The organism is Pseudomonas sp. GW821-FHT03E01 (assembly GCF_059420765.1).
This window is the reverse complement of sequence record NZ_JBWKUI010000014.1, coordinates 32,081-48,895: the sequence shown is the minus strand read 5'-3', so window position 1 is coordinate 48,895 and position 16,815 is coordinate 32,081. Positions and strand designations below refer to the sequence as shown.

Here is a 16,815-nt window from a genome sequence, read left to right as displayed (position 1 = left end):
AGTCGGATCGCCGTGCCGCGATCCGACTTGCCCGCGAAGGTGTCGTCCGGGCGCCGAAGCTTACCCGCGGCACTCCGTCAACGTTTTCACCTGCCCCGATTCCGTCTGGTTTTCATCGCTCAACCACCGCTCGAACCCCGCCTTAATCGTCGGCCATTCCGAGTCCAGAATCGAATACCACGCTGTGTCGCGGTTCTGACCCTTGACCACCATGTGCTGGCGGAACACCCCCTCAAAACTGAACCCCAACCGCTCTGCTGCGTACTTGGAGCGAGCGTTGCCGTTGTTGCACTTCCATTCCAGGCGCCGGTAACCCAACGCAAAGGCTTCCCTGGCCAGCAGGTAAACCGCCTCGGTACTTTTCGGCGAGCGCTGCATCGGTGCGCCGAAGGTCACATGGCCGATCTCGATGCGACCCTGGGCAGGAACGATCGACATCAGGCTGAGCAGGCCCTGCACCTCGCCGCTGACACGGTCGATCACACTGAAGAAATACGGATCGCTGTTGGCCGCATGGTTGTTCAGCCAGTCATTGAACGCACTGCGTTCCGGGAAAGGACCGTAGGGCAGATAGTCCCAGAGTTTCGGGTCTGAGCCCGGGCCTTCCAGGGCTTTCCACAAACCGTCGGCGTGACGCGCCGGGTCGAGTTTTTCCAGGCGAATGAAACGCCCTTCGATCAGTTGGACCGAGGGCGCCGGAACGCCTTTCCAGTCTGCGAGTGAAGTCGACATGGTGTTCTCCTTGAACCTTAAAGGGCTTTGCGAAACTGGATGAAACCGGGCCGTTCGGCGATGCGCTCGTAGAGCTGGATCGCGGTGGCGTTGGTTTCGTGGGTCAGCCAGTGGACCTTGCAGCAACCGTCGGCCTTGGCTGTGCTGTAGACGAATTCGATCAGTTGCCGACCGACGCCGGTGCCACGAGTTTCGGGTGTCACCAGCAAGTCTTGCAGGTAACAGGAGTTTTCGATGCTCCAGTTCGAGCGGTGATAGATGAAATGCACCATGCCCACCGCTTTGCCGTCGACCCAGGCCAGCGCCCCGTGGGTCGGTTCGCTCGGGTCGAGCAGGCGCTGCCAGGTGCTTTGAGTGACCGCCTCGGGCAGCTCGGTGTTGTAGAAGCGCAAGTAGGCTTGCCACAACGGCAGCCAGGCAGCGTGATCGTCGGCGGTGACCTGGCGGATGTCGATCTGACTCATGTTCATTCCTTAACGCGTCAAAGTGGCAGGTACATGGAAAATTCCTTGGCGAATGCCTTCATCCTAGGCAGGCTAATGGTCTGTTGTAAGAGCCATTAATGACCAATTTCATAGGTCCATTGTCATGTCGAATACGCCGCTTCCCTCGTCGTTCAACCCGGCGGGTATCGAACTCGACCGCCGCCAGGGCCTGAGTCGACAGCTCTATCAAGCGCTGCGGGTACGCGTACTCGACGGACGATTGGCCAGCGGCACACGACTGCCGGCCAGTCGCGATCTGGCTACGGCCTTATCGATTTCCCGCAACAGCGTGGTTCGTGCCTACGATCAGCTTTACGCTGAAGGCTTCATCGAGGGGCGTGTGGGTGACGGGACTTACGTGGCGCAATTGCCTCAGGCGGCGTTGCCGGCGAAAAAATTATCCACAAAAGTATCCACAGGGTTTTCAACAGGGTTACCCACAACCTTATCCACAAATTGGCTGGATTTACCTGTTGTTCCATCCAGTAAAGTTATCCACAGCAGTGCTTTGGGGCGCGTTGAAAAGAATCATTTGGCTGTGCCGCCTGGTGGTCCGCCGCGCGCATTCAGGGTCGGCGTCCCGGCGTTCGATCTGTTCCCGTTCGAGGTTTGGGCCAAGCTGAATGCGGCTTTCTGGCGTAAGCCGGATTTACAGCAGCTGTGTTATGGCGACCCGGCAGGTGATGAACGCTTGCGCGGATTGATTGCTGCCTACTTGCGCAGCTCGAGAGGGATGCAGTGCGCCGCTGAGCAAATTGTGATCACCAGTGGCGCGCAGCAGGGGATCAGCCTTTGTGCACAGTTGCTGGTGGAGCCTGGCGATGGGGTGGGGATTGAAAATCCGGGTTATCGCGCTGCCGGCCATGCCTTTGCGGTAGCCGGTGCGCAGCTGCACGGTGTGCCGGTGGATGAGGAGGGGATCGACTGCAGCGCCTTGGCGCAGTTGAGCGATTGCCGGCTGGCTTACGTTACGCCTTCCCATCAATACCCGACCGGTGTGGTCATGAGTCTGGCCCGGCGTCTGGAACTGCTCGCCTGGGCCGAGGGCAACCAGGGCTGGATCATCGAGGACGACTACGATGGCGAGTACCGTTACAGCGGCGCGCCACTGGCGCCGCTGGCGGCACTCGATCGCCATGGGCGGGTGCTGTATGTCGGCACCTTCGGCAAGGTCGCTTTTCCGGCGCTGCGCCTGGGTTATCTGGTGCTGCCGCCGGGCCTGGTGGACGCATTCGCGCAGCGTCGGGCGGTGGATGTGCGGCATTCTGAAGTGAGCACTCAAGCGGTGATGGCCGAGTTCATGGCCGCCGGGCATTTCCAGCGGCACATTCGCCGGATGCGGCGTGCCGCCCTCAGCCGTCGCAATTGTTTGCTGGGCGGCTGGCCGGCGGGGATGACCGGAGTGGGTAGCCTGCCCACCGTCTCCGCCGGGCTGCACATGACGGTTTCGGTGGACAGCCTGGCCCGCGAACGGCGACTGATCGAACAAGCGGAAAGTGTGGGTGTGGAGATCAATGGCTTGAGCAACTATTGGCTACCGGACTCCAGGACACCAGTCGATCAGCGCGCCGGTCTGGTATTGGGTTTTGCGGCGGTGCCAGAGCCAGCGATAGAGTCGGCGCTGGCACGGTTGCGACAGGTCTGGCGGGATTGAACGATGGCCTCCCGGTTTTTAAATGAACCGCTGATCTATGAAAAACACTGAGGCGGCGAGTGTGCGACTGATCTCGCCGCGATAAATGGCGATGAGTTCCTGATTGCTGCCACCCGCGCAGATCAAAGCCCCCCCTATTAGCCGTTGACCAAAAAAGACCCGCGATGGCGCGGGTCTTTGATTCACCGGGTGTTTCAGGTCCCGGACTTGATCTTGGTCCAGGCCCGGGTCCGTGCCCGTTCAGCATCGCGAGGCAAGGGTTGCAGGGTGTAAAGCGTGCTCATCGCCGTTTCGGTCGGGTACAGGTTCGGGTTGTTGCGAATCGCCGGGTCGACCATTTCCGTGGCGTCCTTGTTCGGGTTCGGGTAGCCGACGAAGTCGCTGACCGGTGCGATGACCTGGGGTTGCAGCAGGTAGTTGATGAAGGTGTAGGCGTCTTCCGGGTTTTTCGCGCCTTTGGGGATCGCGAGCATGTCGAACCAGATCGGCGCGCCTTCCTTGGGCAGGCGCATGTCGACGATCACACCATTCTTGGCTTCCTTGGCGCGGTTGGCGGCCTGGGAGAAGCTGCCGGAATACCCGACCGCGACGCAGATGTCACCGTTGGCGATGTCGGCCATGTACTTGGACGAATGGAAGTAGGTGATGTACGGCCGGATCTTCATCAACAGCGCTTCAGCCTTGGCGTAGTCCGCTGGCTTCTTGCTGTTGGGGTCCAGGCCGAGGTGTTGCAGGGCCAGCGGCAGGATCTCCGAAGGTGAGTCGAGCAGGGCCACGCCGCACTGCTTGAGCTTGCTGATGTTCTCTTCCTTGAAGATCAGGTCCCAGCTGTTCACCGGTGCGTTGTCGCCCAGCGCAGCCTTGACCTTGGCCGGGTTGAAGCCAATCAGGATGGTGCCGTACATGTACGGCACGGCAAATTTGTTACCCGGGTCGTTGGCTTCGATCAGCTTCATCAGCTTGGGGTCGAGGTGGTTCCAGTTCGGCAGTTTGCTGCGGTCCACTGGCTGGAATACGCCGGCTTCGATCTGCTTGGCGAGGAACACGTTGGACGGCACCACCACGTCGTAGCCGGAGTTGCCGGTCAGCAGCTTGGCTTCCAGCGCTTCGTTGGTGTCGAAGATGTCGTAGACCAGTTTGGTCTGGGTGTTCTGAGCCTTGAAATCGTCCAGGGCTTTGGGGGTGATGTAGTCGAACCAGTTGTAGACCCGCAAAGTACGTTCTTCAGCATGGACGGCGCCACTGAGCAGTGTGGCGCAGAGCGCTGGAGCGATAAGACGCTTGAGTCTGTTCATTCTTCTAATTCCTCATTGGGCGCTTTCAAAACCTTCGAGAACGTTCACGGCGTTGATGCCGATTTCTTCTACCGCGTAACCGCCTTCCATCACGAACAGCGTCGGCTTGCCGAGGCCTGCGATGCGGGTACCCATCGCCAGGTAATCCGGGCTGTCGAGTTTGAATTGGGAGATGGGGTCGTCCTTGAACGTATCGACGCCCAGGGACACGACAACGATGTCGGCGCCGTACGTTTCGATCTCTTTGCAGGCTTGTTCCAGCGCGGCGCTCCAACGGTCCCAAGCACTGCCGGCGGGCAATGGGTAGTTGAAGTTGAACCCTTCGCCTGCGCCTTCACCGCGTTCGTCTTCGTAGCCGAGGAAGAACGGAAACTCGGCTTCTGGATGACCGTGGATCGAGGTGAACAGCACGTCGCTGCGTTCGTAGAAAATCGATTGAGTGCCGTTGCCGTGGTGGTAATCGACATCGAGGATCGCGACCTTTTTATGGCCCTGATCGAGGAACGCTTGAGCGGCGATGGCAGCATTGTTGAGGTAGCAATAGCCGCCCATCAAATCGCTGGCGGCATGGTGTCCCGGTGGACGGCACAGGGCGAAGGCACTGCGGGCGCCGCGCTGGATCGCCGCTTGGGCCGTGAGGGCAACTTGCGCTGCGCTGTACGCCGCTTGCCAGGTGCCGGCGGTAATCGGTGCGCCGCCGTCGAAGCTGTAATAGCCGAGTTGGCCGTGCAGGCTGGTGGGCATGATTCGGCGCAAGGTGCGGGCCGGCCAGGTGTAGGGCAGCAAGTCGCCGTCGGTATTGAATGCGGTCCAGCGCGCCCAGGCGCCTTTGAAGAAGTCGAGGTAGTCGCGGCTATGGATGCGCGCGATCGGATCAAGGCCAAAGTCTTTCGGCACTTCAACCGGGCCGAGGTTCTGGTCCTTGACCCGTTGCAATACGTGATCGGCCCGTGAAGGCATTTCGAAGCAGGGCATCAATTGCCCGTCCATCAATTCACAACGGCCGTGGTGCAGGTGGTGATCGTCCGAGTAGATCGTCAGCATTGTTGTTCTCCGCAGGCTGATTCGGTTTGAACACAGTCTTGCGGCAGGCGACGTTTGGGAGAACGGCAGGAAAGGCCAAAAGGGGATCTATGTGGCCAAAACATTTGACCGAAATTCGCCCCTTATTGGCGCGGGAGTGCCCCGGTCCGGGGCAATAAAGTGCTCAAGCGCTTGGAATGGAGCCTGCCTCTTCCGGGAAGTACCGTTGCAGTACTTGCAGCATGTCTTCACGTTTGCGTTGTTTTAACCAAAAACGCATCACTGCCAGGTTGTCTCCCTTGCACTGGTGACCGGCGCGAGGGTCGGCGCCTTTTTCCAGCATCAACGTGAACAGGTCTAGCGTTTGTTGCTGGTAGGCGACAGGGTCCATTCCGCTCGACAGGTCCCGTCGGGCCAGGCGCAGCAGTGCCGGTTCGAGTACCTCTTCATTGCTGTTGCAGGTGCCTTCTCGATAACCCACGTCCAACTGTGCTCCGCTGTTGATCAACCGTGCAGCGGCAGGGTAGGCGCCGCTTTCGATTGTGAGGTAAAGCGCGGATCGACCTTCTTTCTTTTCTCGCAGGTCGAGGTTCTGAGGGTACTTGAGCAGCCAAGTGAACAGGTCGGAATCCATGATCGTGGCGTGTTGCATCAACACGGTTTCACCGTTCAGATCGGTCTCGTCGATGGCGGCTCCCGCTTCGAGCAAAAATTTTAGGCGCCGGGCCTTTTCGGGGTCTTTGCTTTCCCGGCGATCCTTGTACAGCGCCTGCATCACCAAAGGCTCGCTGCCATTAAGGCCTTGGGTCTTTGCGCCGTGCTCCAGCAGCAAGCGAGCGATTGCAAAGTTGGGTTTATCCAGTGAATGCAGCAACGCACTGCGCCCATCCTCGCCCTGGGTATCGGCAGGAATGCCGGCTTCCAAAAGACTGCGCACGCGGGTTTCATCCTGAGCGTCGACCGCTTGCAACAGCGGCCATTGAGCCTTGCAGGTTTGCGGATCGCCCTGGGTGATATTCAGCCTTTCCAGGACCCGATCGGGAATGCTCATGTCGCGTGCCAAGCGCAGGCCGCAGTAAATTCGGTAGTACTCCAACGCCTGTGCGTGGTTGGTGGTGTACGCGGGGGTCTTTTCGTACCAGGACCACTGCAGGTCTGCCATGTTCAGATAGGTCGGGATACGTTGAGGATCGCGGCGAATGACTTCCTTCAACAAATTGATGGTGACTTTGTCCGGCGTGTTTGCACTTCGCCAGAAAGCGATGTCATTAAGCAGGCCGGCGAAATCTTTCTGGTCGGCGCCGACAACGCGAAAGTCAGTGTTGAGAAACAGCTCTTCGACTTTCTTCAGGCCCGGGCCTTTGTCCTTGGCTTTGGCCAGTTGCTGGTGCAGCTCACGCAGTTGTTTCGCGCCGTCACCGGCGTCGTAGGGTTGAGCCGCAATGCTGAAACCGAATGCCTCGTCCGGGACGTGGTAACGCAGCGCCGGCCGCGAAGATTCCAATGCCTTGAGCCAGGCGTCTGAAGTGTCCGGGAGGGTCGCTTGCAGCGCCTGGAAAACCAGGTGCTGATCGTTTGGGACGCGCCCGATAGCCAGCAACGGCGTGCCCGGATTGCGGCTGTCGACCAGCAGGTAACGTCTGGTGTCCCAGCCGTTGCGCCCACATTCAAAGCTCAGCTCGTTCACCGCGATGCCTGGCGCCAACTCGATATGCGAGGCGCTGGGACTCATGACGAGGTTTTCCTGACTTTTGGTGCAGTCATGGAATTCTTGCGCAGTCATCAGCGGTATCGGGCCGAGCTTATAGGCGCGCTCCCGATAGTTTTCATCGCGATAAACATTCAGATAAAACAAACCGCGATACTGGCTGAGCAAGCCGACCATGGGCGGTGAGACGCCCGTCGCACTTTCCGTGACGGCTGTAGGGACGATGGCAATCTTGTATTCGGGGGTATCGACCACGGCTTGAGGGGGCAGGCCAAACCAGTCCATTTGAATGGCCTGTGCGGCCAGGGGCAGGTTGAGCAGCAAGGCCAGCAAGGCAGCGCGCGTGCAAAGAGAAGAGAAGGGCATCAAGCAGGAACACCGGCAAAGATTGGGCTGCGTAATGTAGTTCAGCCCGGTCGGATGTGCCTGGTTTTATCTCAAGGCCGGAACTGGCTCGGCGCCACGCCACTCCAGCGCACAAACGCATGCCGGAAGCTCGCGGTCTCGCTGAAGCCCAGTGCTTCGGCGATTTGATAGATCGGCAGTTGATCCTCGCAAAGCATGCGTTTGGCCTGTTCGAATCGCAGTTCATCGAGCAATTCCTGATAGCTGCATCCCAGGTCCTTCAGATGTCGGCGCAGGGTGCGCGACGAGCAGTTCAGCTGTTCGGCCAGCCCGTCCAGACCCGGTGCCGCGCTCAGTTGCGCGGCGAGCAATTGGCGGATGCGCCCGAGCCAGGCCTGACGCCCGGTGAACTCGGTGTTTTGCTTGCGACAGCGCTCGGCCATGGCCTGGTGGGTAATGGCGTCGGCCAGTGGCAGGGGGTGTTCGAGCCAGCGCTTGTCGAAGGCAAATCCGTTGGACGCTGCATCAAACTGCAACGGACAGTCGAAACGCTCGCTGTAGCGCGCCTGATAGTCCGGTGCCGGGTAATCGAAGCGAGCGCCAAGCAAAGGTAGAGGGTGGCCGAGCAGGTCTTCGCAGGTGACTTTCATCGAGACCAGGCAAAACTCGACATTGAACGGTGCCAGCGCGGGGTTTTCCCGATAGTCGCCCGCGGTGAGCCAGATGCGCTCGCCATCCTCCTCCAGGCTCAACTCGAACAGTGTTCCCAATAGCGCCGGGTAGTGCAGCGCCAACTGCAAGGCGTCACCTAAAGTGGCGCTGGTGAGTAAGGCGTACCCGAGCATGCCATAGGACGAAACGTGCATCCGCCGGCCCAACTCCAGACCGATATCGCGGCGCAGCGCGACGGCATTGGCGCACACCAGCATCTCTTGATTGGTGGTGATGCGCGTGTCCGCCCGGCTCAGATCCGCCACGCTGATGCCGCTGCCGGCCAATAACGCCTCGCTGGACAGGCCTTCGGCCTTGAAGGTGTTGAGCACCAGGGAGACGGCGTTGAGGGTGGTGAGGTGGGAGTGGAGCATGGAGTCTTCCAGCGTCGAGATGCTGGAACGGGAGCAAGTTATGTGCCCAATAACGATCTTGTGGGAGCGGGCTCCCACAAGGTTATGTGTTGTGTCAGCTCAGTTCGCCACACAGGTCGAGTTCGACCAGCCGCCGAACTTCAGCGGTTTCAAGCCCTGCACCGAGCAGCCCATGCAACTTGCCGAGCGCCGCCTCGCGAGTCATGCCGCCACCGGACAACAGGCCGGCATCGCGCAAGCGGCTGCCCGCCTCATACACGTCGAGCTTCACGCCACCCTCATGACATTGGGTGACCGCAACCACTACCACGCCATTGTCTCGTGCCCGTTCCAGGCTGGCGATAAACCCGGGGTTGTCGCTTGGTCCGGTACCGCTGCCATAACATTCCAGCACCAGACCCTGAATACCGCTGTTGAGCAGGCCATCCAGTTGCTCGGCGCCGATGCCGGGGAACAACGGCAGCACCGCGACCTTCGCCAGTTGCCTTGGCTGGTTGTAGTTCAGTTGGGCAGGTATCGAGGAAGCTTTCACGCCGCCGCCCTGACGCTCCAGTCGCTTGAACGGATGACGACCGAAACTGCGAACCTTGGCGCAGCGGGTCGGGTCGAGCAGTTCGCCGTGGAAGTACAGATGAACACCCGGCGCCAGGCCTTGGCCAAGGGCACCCAGTGCACCACTGATGTTTTCCCAGGCATCACTGTCGGTCACGCCGGCGGGCAGCATGGAGCCGGTGAAACATACACGGGCGTTCAGGCCGAGCAACTGGAAGCTCATGGCCGCGGCACTGTAGGCCAGGGTGTCGGTGCCATGCAGGATCAGCACGCTGTCGCAGCCCTGGGCATCAACGGCGTCGACCACCGCTTCACGCAGTTGCTGCCAGTACGCAGGGGTCATGTTGGCGCTGTCGATCAGTGGCGACATCTCGCGAAAGCGCCACTGCGGCACCACCAACTCAGGCTGGCTGTGCAGGTAGTCGCGCATCCGCGCTTCGAAACCGGACGCCGGGGCCAAGCCGTGGGCACTGGCTTGCATGCCGATGGTGCCACCGGTGTAGAGCACCATGACGTGCTGCGCGGCAGGGTAAGAGGCGGAATTCATTGATGGGTCTCCTGGACGAATGCACCTTGCGCCGCAGCATGCCTGCGTGCGCAAGGTGTGTCACGTCGAGTGGCAGGACGCCACTCGTTGCGGTCTGTCGCGGCGGGTGGCGGGGAGCCACCCGCTAGGGCGATCAGCGTTGCGTGGCAGGCGTGCCCTGGGCTGCGCCTTGCTCGCGTGGAGCCGATTGGCTTGGGCTGCTCGGCCAGGCCTTCAGGTCCAGGTCCAGATCGGTGAATTTGCTGGAGTCGAACACTGGCTGCTTGACGCCGGCGCGGCGCTGCTCGTCGTAGTCGCGCATCACGCGCAGGCCGACCTTGAACAACATGGCCAGGGCCATCAAGTTGACGAAGGCCAGGCAGGTCATGGTGATGTCGGCGAAGGCGAACACGGTCGACAGGTCCTGCATCGAACCCCATACCACCAGCGCCAGAACCAGGCCGCGGAAAACCATCAGCACGGCGCGGTTGCGGCTGAGGAACTGCAGGCTGTTCTCGCCCAGGTAGTAGTTGTAGAGGATGCAGGTGAAGACGAACAGCGACAGCGCGACGCTGACGAACACGCGGCCCCAGTCACCGACCACGGCGGCCAGCGAGTTCTGGGTCAGGACGATGCCGTCACCTTCGAAGCCCGGGGTGTAGAAGCCCGACAGCAGGATCAGCAGCGCGGTGCAGGTGCAGATCACGAAGGTGTCGAGGAACACGCTGAAGGCCTGGACCACGCCCTGGGCGCCCGGGTGCTTCACGGCGGCCACGGCGGCGACGTTCGGCGCACTGCCCAGGCCTGCTTCGTTGGCGAACACGCCACGCTTCACGCCCATCACGATGGCGCTGCCGAGCAGGCCGCCGAAGGCTGGGTCGAGGCCGAAGGCGCTCTTGAAGATGGTTTCCAGCATGGCTGGCACGTGTTCGATCTGGGTGCCGATCACGTACAGGGTCACGCCGATATAGGCCAGGGTCTTGACCGGTACCAGCAGGTCGGACACCGCGGCGATGCGTTTGATGCCGCCGATGAAGGTAATGGCCAGCAGCACCGCCAGGACGATACCGGTGTGGCGTGGGTCGAAGGCAAAGGCGTTCTGCAGCGAGTGGGTCACGGTGTAGGACTGCAGGCCGATGAAGGCGAAGCCGTAGGTGACCAGCAGCAGGATGGAGAACACCACCGCCATGCCTTTCAGCTTCAGGCCGTGCTGAATGTAGTAGGCCGGGCCCCCACGATACAGGCCGTCGCCTTCGGCGCGCTTGTAGACCTGGGCCAGGGTGCATTCGAAGAAGCTGCTGGACATGCCTACCAGTGCGGTGACCCACATCCAGAACACGGCGCCCGGGCCGCCGAGGGTCACGGCGATGCCGACACCGGCGATGTTACCGGCGCCGACGCGGCCGGCGAGGCTCAGCATCAGGGCCTGGAACGAGCTCAGCTGGCCTGCCTGGCCGTGAAGGGACTCTTTGAAGACACTGAACATGTGGCCGAAATGGCGGAACTGGACGAAACGCGAGCGGATCGTGAAGTAGCTACCGAGCCCGACAATGAGCGCGATCAGTACTTTCCCTGAGAGGAAGTCGTTGATGACTTCGAGCATGGATTATTCCTCGCTATTTTTTGTGTGTGCGAATACTGGGTGGTCGACACATCGCGTTACACCAGGTTGTGCGTGGCACAACAGGTGGGTCGAAGGTTCGTCCCTGTTCCATTTCGCGGGTTGTTATTAGTTCGGCTTTCGCATGGGCTTGGGTCTCGTTATCGACGACCGCTCACGCGAAGAGGGCCGGCACTATACATAGGAGAGTGCCGTCCGTCTGCACAGTTGTGGTGCAATCGACGAAACGAAAGTGCTGCAAAATCAAAAAATCGCAGCCTTCGGCAGCCTCTACGGGTCTCTGTCAAACCCTGTAGAAGCTGTCGAAGGCTGCGATCTTGGCGGCACTGAAAACATTCAACATGTTCGTAAAATCCGCAAAGTGTTGGAAAAAAAAGGGCTTGAGGGAGTAAATCCCCAAGCCCTCAAAAGGTGAGAGGTGTCTAGTCCCTCGACCTGGTGAGCGTGCTCTTCAAAAGAGCCTGCGTTTGGTTAAGCCTTCAAAGGCACCAGACGCGGAGCAATCATGTTTTCCGGGCGCAGGATGTCGGCGAGCATTTCTTCGTCGAGCAAGCGTTCCTCGCGCACCAGTTCCAGCACGCCGCGGCCGCTTTCGAGGGCAACACGGGCAATGCGGGTGGCGTTTTCATAGCCGATGTACGGGTTCAGCGCGGTGACCAGGCCAATCGAGTGTTCGACCAGTTCACGGCAACGCTCTTCGTTGGCGGTGATGCCGACGATGCAGTGCTCGCGCAGCATGTCCATGGCACGTTGCAGCAGGCGGATCGAGTCGAAGATCTTGAAGGCGATCAGCGGCTCCATCACGTTCAGCTGCAGCTGGCCGCCTTCGGCCGCGATGGTCAGGGCCAGGTCGTTGCCGATGATCTGGAACGCCACCTGGTTCACGGCTTCAGGGATAACCGGGTTGACCTTGCCTGGCATGATCGAGCTGCCTGGCTGACGCGCCGGCAGGTTGATTTCGTTGATGCCGGTGCGTGGGCCGCTGGACAGCAGACGCAGGTCGTTGCAGATCTTCGACAGCTTGACCGCGGTACGCTTGAGCATGCCGGAGAACAGCACGAAGGCGCCCATGTCGGAGGTGGCTTCGATCAGGTCGGCGGCTGGCACCAGCGGTTGACCGCTGATCAGGGCCAGACGCTGAACGGCCAGGGCCTGGTAACGCGGGTCGGCGTTGATGCCGGTACCGATCGCGGTGCCGCCCAGGTTCACTTCGGTCAGCAGTTCAGGCGCCAGGGATTTGAGGCGTGCCAGGTCTTCGCTCAGGGTGGTGGCGAAGGCGCGGAATTCCTGGCCGAGGGTCATCGGCACGGCGTCTTGCAGCTGGGTACGGCCCATCTTCAGGACGTGGCTGAATTCTTCACCTTTGGCGGCGAACGACTGGATCAGGCTGTCGAGGCTGGCCAGCAGCGCGTCGTGACCCAACAGCAGACCCAGGCGGATAGCCGTCGGGTAGGCGTCGTTGGTCGACTGCGCCATGTTCACGTCGTTGTTCGGGTGCAGGTACTGGTATTCGCCCTTGCTGTGGCCCATGGCCTCCAGCGCGATGTTGGCGATGACTTCGTTGGCATTCATGTTGGTTGAAGTGCCAGCGCCGCCTTGAATCATGTCCACCACGAATTCTTCGTGGAAATCGCCGCGGATCAATCGGGCACAGGCTTCGCTGATGGCAGCGTGCTTGGCTTCGCTCAGGTGACCCAGCTCGCGGTTGGCGTCAGCGGCGGCCTGTTTGACCATCGCCAGACCAACAACCAGTTTTGGGTAATGCGAAATCGGAACGCCGGAGAGACGGAAGTTGTTCACCGCTCGCAGGGTCTGGATGCCGTAATACGCTTGAGCAGGTACTTCGAGTACGCCAAGCAGGTCTTTTTCTGTGCGGAAAGATGCAGCGGAGGACATGATAGAAATCATCTCGATATGGACCCGGTCTATGCCGGAATAGCGCAAATGCTAGGCTTGAGAAGAATTTTGGGCCAATGCTGTTAAACACTGGGCTATGCACATTCGGCATAATGTCGGTGTGACGCCGCGTACGTGGCGAACGTGTGACCTAAATTGGTGCATGTCCGGGAGGGCGTGATGAATCTGGAAAGCAAATGGCTGGAGGACTTTAGTGCTCTGGCTGCCACCCGCAGCTTCTCCCAGGCGGCCGAAAGACGCTTCGTGACTCAGCCCGCCTTCAGTCGGCGGATCCGCAGCCTCGAAGCCGCGCTGGGGCTGACCCTGGTCAATCGCTCTCGCACCCCGGTCGAGCTGACGGCAGCGGGGCAGTTGTTTCTCGTGACCGCGCGAACCGTGGTCGAACAGCTGGGTGAAGTGTTACGTCATCTTCATCACCTGGAAGGCGGGCAGGGCGAGGTGATCCAGGTCGCCGCCGCCCACTCCCTGGCACTGGGTTTCTTTCCACGCTGGATCGCACAATTGCGCAACGAAGGGCTGAACATTGCCACGCGGCTGGTGGCCACCAACGTCGGCGATGCGGTGCATGCGCTGCGTGAAGGCGGGTGTGATCTGATGCTGGCGTTCTATGATCCGGACTCCGCGATGCAAATGGACCCGGAAATTTTCCCGTCACTGCATCTGGGAGACACTGAAATGCTCCCGGTGTGCGCCGCGGATGCTGACGGCAAACCGTTGTTCGACCTGGAAGGCGAGACCAGCGTGCCTTTGCTGGCCTACAGCGCCGGGGCATTTCTCGGGCGCTCGGTGAACATGCTGTTGCGCCAGCGTGCCCTGAGGTTCACCACTATTTACGAGACCGCCATGGCCGACAGCCTGAAAAGCATGGCGCTGGAAGGCCTGGGCATCGCCTGGGTGCCGCGCTTGAGCGCGCGCGCCGAATTGGCTCGCGGCGAGTTGGTCATCTGCGGTGGCCCGCAATGGCATGTGCCGCTGGAGATTCGGCTGTATCGCTGCGCGCTGGTGCGCAAGGCGAATGTGCGGTTGCTCTGGCGCAAGCTGGAAGGCGGCACAGCGCCAAACCCTGCGGGTTAATGATTTTTTGTAGGCGTCGGGCTGACCCTGAAGTCAATAAAACCGGTACTTTGCGCCGTATGACAGATGGTCGTATGGGGGGCTGTTTATCTGCTTCATTGAGGTATACTGCGCGGCCTTCGGCCGGTTTGACTGGCCATAATTCGTACAATCAAGCCACGCATTTTGCGTGGCTTGTTGTTTTTTGACGCGCCCGCGGGCGCCCAGAGAGAAGAGGCACGACGATGAGCGCACTGGTTGGCGTGATCATGGGCTCCAAGTCCGATTGGTCCACCCTTAGCCACACCGCCGATATGCTGGAAAAGCTCGGCATCCCTTACGAGGTGAAAGTGGTCTCTGCCCACCGCACCCCGGACCTGCTGTTCCAGTATGCCGAAGAGGCTGAGGCCCGTGGCATCGAGGTGATCATCGCCGGTGCCGGTGGCGCGGCCCACCTGCCTGGCATGTGTGCGGCCAAAACCCACCTGCCGGTGCTGGGCGTGCCGGTGCAGTCGTCGATGCTCTCGGGCGTCGATTCGCTGCTTTCTATCGTGCAGATGCCAGCCGGCATTCCGGTCGCCACCCTGGCCATCGGCAAGGCCGGTGCGATCAACGCAGCGCTGCTCTCGGCGAGCATCCTGGGCGCCAAGCATCCGCAGTTTCATACCGTGCTGAAAAAATTCCGCGCTGAGCAGACAGACAGCGTCCTGGACAATCCAGACCCACGCATCGCCTGAGGTTGTTGACGATGAAGATCGGTGTAATCGGTGGCGGCCAGTTGGGTCGCATGTTGGCGCTGGCGGGCACTCCGCTGGGCATGAACTTCGCTTTCCTGGACCCGGCGCCGGATGCTTGCGCAGCCGCATTGGGCGAACACCTGCGGGCCGATTACGGCGATCAGGATCACCTGCGTCAGTTGGCCGATGAAGTCGATCTGGTGACCTTCGAGTTCGAAAGCGTCCCGGCCGAAACCGTGGCCTTCCTGTCGCAATTCGTTCCGGTGTACCCGAGCGCCGAAGCGCTGCGCATTGCCCGCGATCGCTGGTTCGAGAAGAGCATGTTCAAGGACCTGGGGATCCCGACTCCCGCGTTCGCCGACATCCAGTCCCAGGCCGATCTGGACGCCGCCGTGGCCTCCATCGGCCTGCCGGCCGTGCTGAAAACCCGCACCCTGGGTTACGACGGCAAGGGTCAGAAAGTCCTGCGCAAGCCTGAAGATGTGGTCGGCACCTTCGCCGAACTGGGCAGCGTCGCCTGCTTGCTGGAAGGCTTCGTGCCGTTCACTGGCGAAGTCTCGCTGATCGCCGTGCGCGCTCGCGATGGCGAAACCAAGTTCTACCCGCTGGTGCACAACACCCACGACAGCGGCATCCTCAAGCTGTCCGTGGCCAGCACCGACCACCCGTTGCAAGCGTTGGCTGAAGACTACTCCAGCCGGGTACTCAAGCAGCTGGACTACGTCGGCGTGATGGCGTTCGAGTTCTTCGAAGTCGACGGTGGCCTAAAGGCCAACGAGATCGCCCCGCGTGTGCACAACTCCGGACACTGGACCACCGAAGGTGCCGAGTGCAGTCAGTTCGAAAACCACCTGCGGGCCGTTGCCGGTCTGCCGCTGGGTTCGACGGCCAAGGTCGGCGAGAGCGCGATGCTCAACTTCATCGGCAAAGTCCCGGACACCGAGAAAGTCCTGGCCATCGCCGATTGCCATCTGCATCACTACGGCAAGGCCTTCAAGGTCGGCCGCAAGGTTGGTCACGCCAACCTGCGTTGTGCTGACCGTGCGACGCTTGCCGCGCAGATCCTCAAGGTCGAAGCGCTGATCGCCGAATAGTTTCATGTAGCAGCGGCGGAACCTTCCGAGGCCGCCGTTCTCTGATGGCAGGATGCCAAAGTCTGGCTAGGCTTTAGCCAATTCAATCAGAGGGAAATGCCATGGGAATTATCGGAACCATCTTTATCGGCTTGATCGTCGGCCTGCTGGCTCGGTTTCTGAAACCGGGCGATGACAGCATGGGCTGGATCATGACCATCCTGCTCGGTATCGGCGGTTCGCTGGCGGCCACTTACGGCGGCCAGGCCCTGGGCATCTACCATGCGGGTCAGGGCGCAGGGTTCATCGGTGCGCTGGTGGGCGCGGTGATATTGCTGGTGGTCTACGGCCTGATCAAAAAGAACTGATTCAAGCGACAAAGCCCTCTCTGCGCCAACACCGGAGAGGGCTAGAATGCTTGGCGTTATACCGTCCTTTCCTTTGCCGAGCACCTTCATGCGCCGTCTTCTGTTGACTCTTCTCTTCCTGGGCAGTGGTTTGGCCCATGCCGGCGAACTGCCGGAAACCGACTGGCTCGAACTGATGCCCAAGTCGGACCAGAAGGCCCTCGAGGCCATGCCCGAAATCGATCACAACTCACCGGAAGCCAATGGCACCTTTACCCAAAAAGGTGGCATGAAGCAGAGCAAGGGCTTGCCGGCGGTGATGTATTCGACCAAGACCGTGCCGTCGATGAACGACAAGCACATCCGCATCGGCGGTTATCCGGTACCGCTGGAATCCGATGCGAAGGGCCGCAGCACGTTGTTCTTCCTCGTGCCGTACCCGGGCGCTTGTATCCACGTGCCACCGCCGCCGCCTAACCAACTGGTGCTGGTGCGTTATCCCAAAGGCCTGAAGCTGAATGACATCTACACACCGCTTTGGGTGACCGGTACGCTGAAGATCGAGAAGGTCAGCAACGACCTGGCGGATGCGGCGTATGCGCTGGATGCGGCGCAGGTGCGGGTGGTCAAGGAGTCGGATTTGTAGGTTTTTAAATGTGGGA

At 60.6% G+C, this 16,815-nt stretch carries 16 protein-coding genes; 7 read left to right on the top strand and 9 right to left on the bottom strand.

What is annotated here, in order from left to right:
* Nucleotides 1–60: 60 nt before the first annotated feature.
* Nucleotides 61–732, bottom strand: a complete 672-nt coding sequence (locus AC07VO_RS22760) for a GNAT family N-acetyltransferase (protein WP_086945217.1) — start codon at nucleotides 730–732, stop codon at nucleotides 61–63.
* Between the two features lie 17 nt (nucleotides 733–749).
* Nucleotides 750–1,196 carry a GNAT family N-acetyltransferase gene (locus AC07VO_RS22755; protein WP_018927378.1) on the bottom strand — a complete coding sequence of 149 codons (447 nt, stop codon included), beginning with the start codon at nucleotides 1,194–1,196 and terminating at the stop codon, nucleotides 750–752.
* A 124-nt stretch (nucleotides 1,197–1,320) separates the two neighbouring features.
* Between AC07VO_RS22755 and pdxR the strand changes: the two genes are divergently transcribed.
* Nucleotides 1,321–2,871, top strand: a complete 1,551-nt coding sequence (pdxR, locus tag AC07VO_RS22750; RefSeq protein ID WP_026286518.1) for a MocR-like pyridoxine biosynthesis transcription factor PdxR — start codon at nucleotides 1,321–1,323, stop codon at nucleotides 2,869–2,871.
* Between the two features lie 194 nt (nucleotides 2,872–3,065).
* Here pdxR and AC07VO_RS22745 read toward each other — a convergent pair whose 3' ends face one another.
* From AC07VO_RS22745 to AC07VO_RS22720, 6 genes are all read right to left on the bottom strand, one after another.
* A complete protein-coding gene (locus tag AC07VO_RS22745; RefSeq protein ID WP_086945216.1) occupies nucleotides 3,066–4,166 on the bottom strand; it encodes a polyamine ABC transporter substrate-binding protein in 1,101 nt (366 codons plus the stop codon).
* Nucleotides 4,167–4,178: 12 nt separating this feature from the next.
* The gene (locus AC07VO_RS22740; RefSeq protein ID WP_018927381.1) at nucleotides 4,179–5,210 is read right to left on the bottom strand and encodes a histone deacetylase family protein; all 1,032 of its coding nucleotides are present in this window, start codon (nucleotides 5,208–5,210) and stop codon (nucleotides 4,179–4,181) included.
* Between the two features lie 163 nt (nucleotides 5,211–5,373).
* The gene (locus tag AC07VO_RS22735) at nucleotides 5,374–7,263 is read right to left on the bottom strand and encodes an ankyrin repeat domain-containing protein (RefSeq protein ID WP_140393630.1); all 1,890 of its coding nucleotides are present in this window, start codon (nucleotides 7,261–7,263) and stop codon (nucleotides 5,374–5,376) included.
* A gap of 71 nt (nucleotides 7,264–7,334) precedes the next feature.
* Nucleotides 7,335–8,327 (bottom strand): AraC family transcriptional regulator, encoded by a 993-nt coding sequence (locus AC07VO_RS22730; RefSeq protein ID WP_086945214.1) that lies wholly within the window; start codon nucleotides 8,325–8,327, stop codon nucleotides 7,335–7,337.
* 94 nt (nucleotides 8,328–8,421) lie between these two features.
* Nucleotides 8,422–9,426 (bottom strand): asparaginase, encoded by a 1,005-nt coding sequence (locus tag AC07VO_RS22725; RefSeq protein WP_019651301.1) that lies wholly within the window; start codon nucleotides 9,424–9,426, stop codon nucleotides 8,422–8,424.
* Nucleotides 9,427–9,559: 133 nt separating this feature from the next.
* Entirely contained in the window at nucleotides 9,560–11,008 is a 1,449-nt protein-coding gene (locus AC07VO_RS22720) for an alanine/glycine:cation symporter family protein (protein WP_018927384.1), read from the bottom strand.
* 250 nt (nucleotides 11,009–11,258) lie between these two features.
* On the opposite strand from AC07VO_RS22720, the gene AC07VO_RS22715 reads away from it, so the two are divergent.
* Complete coding sequence (locus tag AC07VO_RS22715; protein WP_138866537.1) at nucleotides 11,259–11,441, top strand: hypothetical protein; 183 nt, start codon at nucleotides 11,259–11,261, stop codon at nucleotides 11,439–11,441.
* A 56-nt stretch (nucleotides 11,442–11,497) separates the two neighbouring features.
* Here the strand turns inward: AC07VO_RS22715 and aspA are convergent, their stop codons facing one another.
* Nucleotides 11,498–12,922 carry an aspartate ammonia-lyase gene (aspA, locus tag AC07VO_RS22710; RefSeq protein ID WP_007934488.1) on the bottom strand — a complete coding sequence of 475 codons (1,425 nt, stop codon included), beginning with the start codon at nucleotides 12,920–12,922 and terminating at the stop codon, nucleotides 11,498–11,500.
* A gap of 180 nt (nucleotides 12,923–13,102) precedes the next feature.
* Here aspA and AC07VO_RS22705 point away from each other — a divergent pair, with 180 nt between their 5' ends.
* The 5 genes from AC07VO_RS22705 (at nucleotide 13,103) to AC07VO_RS22685 (ending at nucleotide 16,799) form a co-directional block, all read left to right on the top strand.
* Nucleotides 13,103–14,017 (top strand): LysR substrate-binding domain-containing protein, encoded by a 915-nt coding sequence (locus tag AC07VO_RS22705; RefSeq protein ID WP_018927385.1) that lies wholly within the window; start codon nucleotides 13,103–13,105, stop codon nucleotides 14,015–14,017.
* Between the two features lie 224 nt (nucleotides 14,018–14,241).
* Nucleotides 14,242–14,733 carry a 5-(carboxyamino)imidazole ribonucleotide mutase gene (gene purE / locus AC07VO_RS22700; protein ID WP_003196369.1) on the top strand — a complete coding sequence of 164 codons (492 nt, stop codon included), beginning with the start codon at nucleotides 14,242–14,244 and terminating at the stop codon, nucleotides 14,731–14,733.
* A gap of 11 nt (nucleotides 14,734–14,744) precedes the next feature.
* Entirely contained in the window at nucleotides 14,745–15,827 is a 1,083-nt protein-coding gene (locus tag AC07VO_RS22695) for a 5-(carboxyamino)imidazole ribonucleotide synthase (RefSeq protein WP_007934491.1), read from the top strand.
* 101 nt (nucleotides 15,828–15,928) lie between these two features.
* The gene (locus AC07VO_RS22690) at nucleotides 15,929–16,174 is read left to right on the top strand and encodes a GlsB/YeaQ/YmgE family stress response membrane protein (protein WP_018927386.1); all 246 of its coding nucleotides are present in this window, start codon (nucleotides 15,929–15,931) and stop codon (nucleotides 16,172–16,174) included.
* A gap of 88 nt (nucleotides 16,175–16,262) precedes the next feature.
* Nucleotides 16,263–16,799 carry a DUF3299 domain-containing protein gene (locus AC07VO_RS22685; protein ID WP_026286519.1) on the top strand — a complete coding sequence of 179 codons (537 nt, stop codon included), beginning with the start codon at nucleotides 16,263–16,265 and terminating at the stop codon, nucleotides 16,797–16,799.
* Nucleotides 16,800–16,815 lie beyond the last annotated feature (16 nt).

What these genes read in the sequence shown, in the direction of transcription:
- AC07VO_RS22760 (WP_086945217.1), bottom strand. Translation starts at nt 732, where the DNA reads ATGTCGACTTCACTCGCAGACTGGAAAGGCGTTCCGGCGCCCTCGGTC.
- AC07VO_RS22755 (WP_018927378.1), bottom strand. Translation starts at nt 1,196, where the DNA reads ATGAGTCAGATCGACATCCGCCAGGTCACCGCCGACGATCACGCTGCC.
- pdxR (WP_026286518.1), top strand. Translation starts at nt 1,321, where the DNA reads ATGTCGAATACGCCGCTTCCCTCGTCGTTCAACCCGGCGGGTATCGAA.
- AC07VO_RS22745 (WP_086945216.1), bottom strand. Translation starts at nt 4,166, where the DNA reads ATGAACAGACTCAAGCGTCTTATCGCTCCAGCGCTCTGCGCCACACTG.
- AC07VO_RS22740 (WP_018927381.1), bottom strand. Translation starts at nt 5,210, where the DNA reads ATGCTGACGATCTACTCGGACGATCACCACCTGCACCACGGCCGTTGT.
- AC07VO_RS22735 (WP_140393630.1), bottom strand. Translation starts at nt 7,263, where the DNA reads ATGCCCTTCTCTTCTCTTTGCACGCGCGCTGCCTTGCTGGCCTTGCTG.
- AC07VO_RS22730 (WP_086945214.1), bottom strand. Translation starts at nt 8,327, where the DNA reads ATGCTCCACTCCCACCTCACCACCCTCAACGCCGTCTCCCTGGTGCTC.
- AC07VO_RS22725 (WP_019651301.1), bottom strand. Translation starts at nt 9,426, where the DNA reads ATGAATTCCGCCTCTTACCCTGCCGCGCAGCACGTCATGGTGCTCTAC.
- AC07VO_RS22720 (WP_018927384.1), bottom strand. Translation starts at nt 11,008, where the DNA reads ATGCTCGAAGTCATCAACGACTTCCTCTCAGGGAAAGTACTGATCGCG.
- aspA (WP_007934488.1), bottom strand. Translation starts at nt 12,922, where the DNA reads ATGTCCTCCGCTGCATCTTTCCGCACAGAAAAAGACCTGCTTGGCGTA.
- AC07VO_RS22705 (WP_018927385.1), top strand. Translation starts at nt 13,103, where the DNA reads ATGAATCTGGAAAGCAAATGGCTGGAGGACTTTAGTGCTCTGGCTGCC.
- purE (WP_003196369.1), top strand. Translation starts at nt 14,242, where the DNA reads ATGAGCGCACTGGTTGGCGTGATCATGGGCTCCAAGTCCGATTGGTCC.
- AC07VO_RS22695 (WP_007934491.1), top strand. Translation starts at nt 14,745, where the DNA reads ATGAAGATCGGTGTAATCGGTGGCGGCCAGTTGGGTCGCATGTTGGCG.
- AC07VO_RS22690 (WP_018927386.1), top strand. Translation starts at nt 15,929, where the DNA reads ATGGGAATTATCGGAACCATCTTTATCGGCTTGATCGTCGGCCTGCTG.
- AC07VO_RS22685 (WP_026286519.1), top strand. Translation starts at nt 16,263, where the DNA reads ATGCGCCGTCTTCTGTTGACTCTTCTCTTCCTGGGCAGTGGTTTGGCC.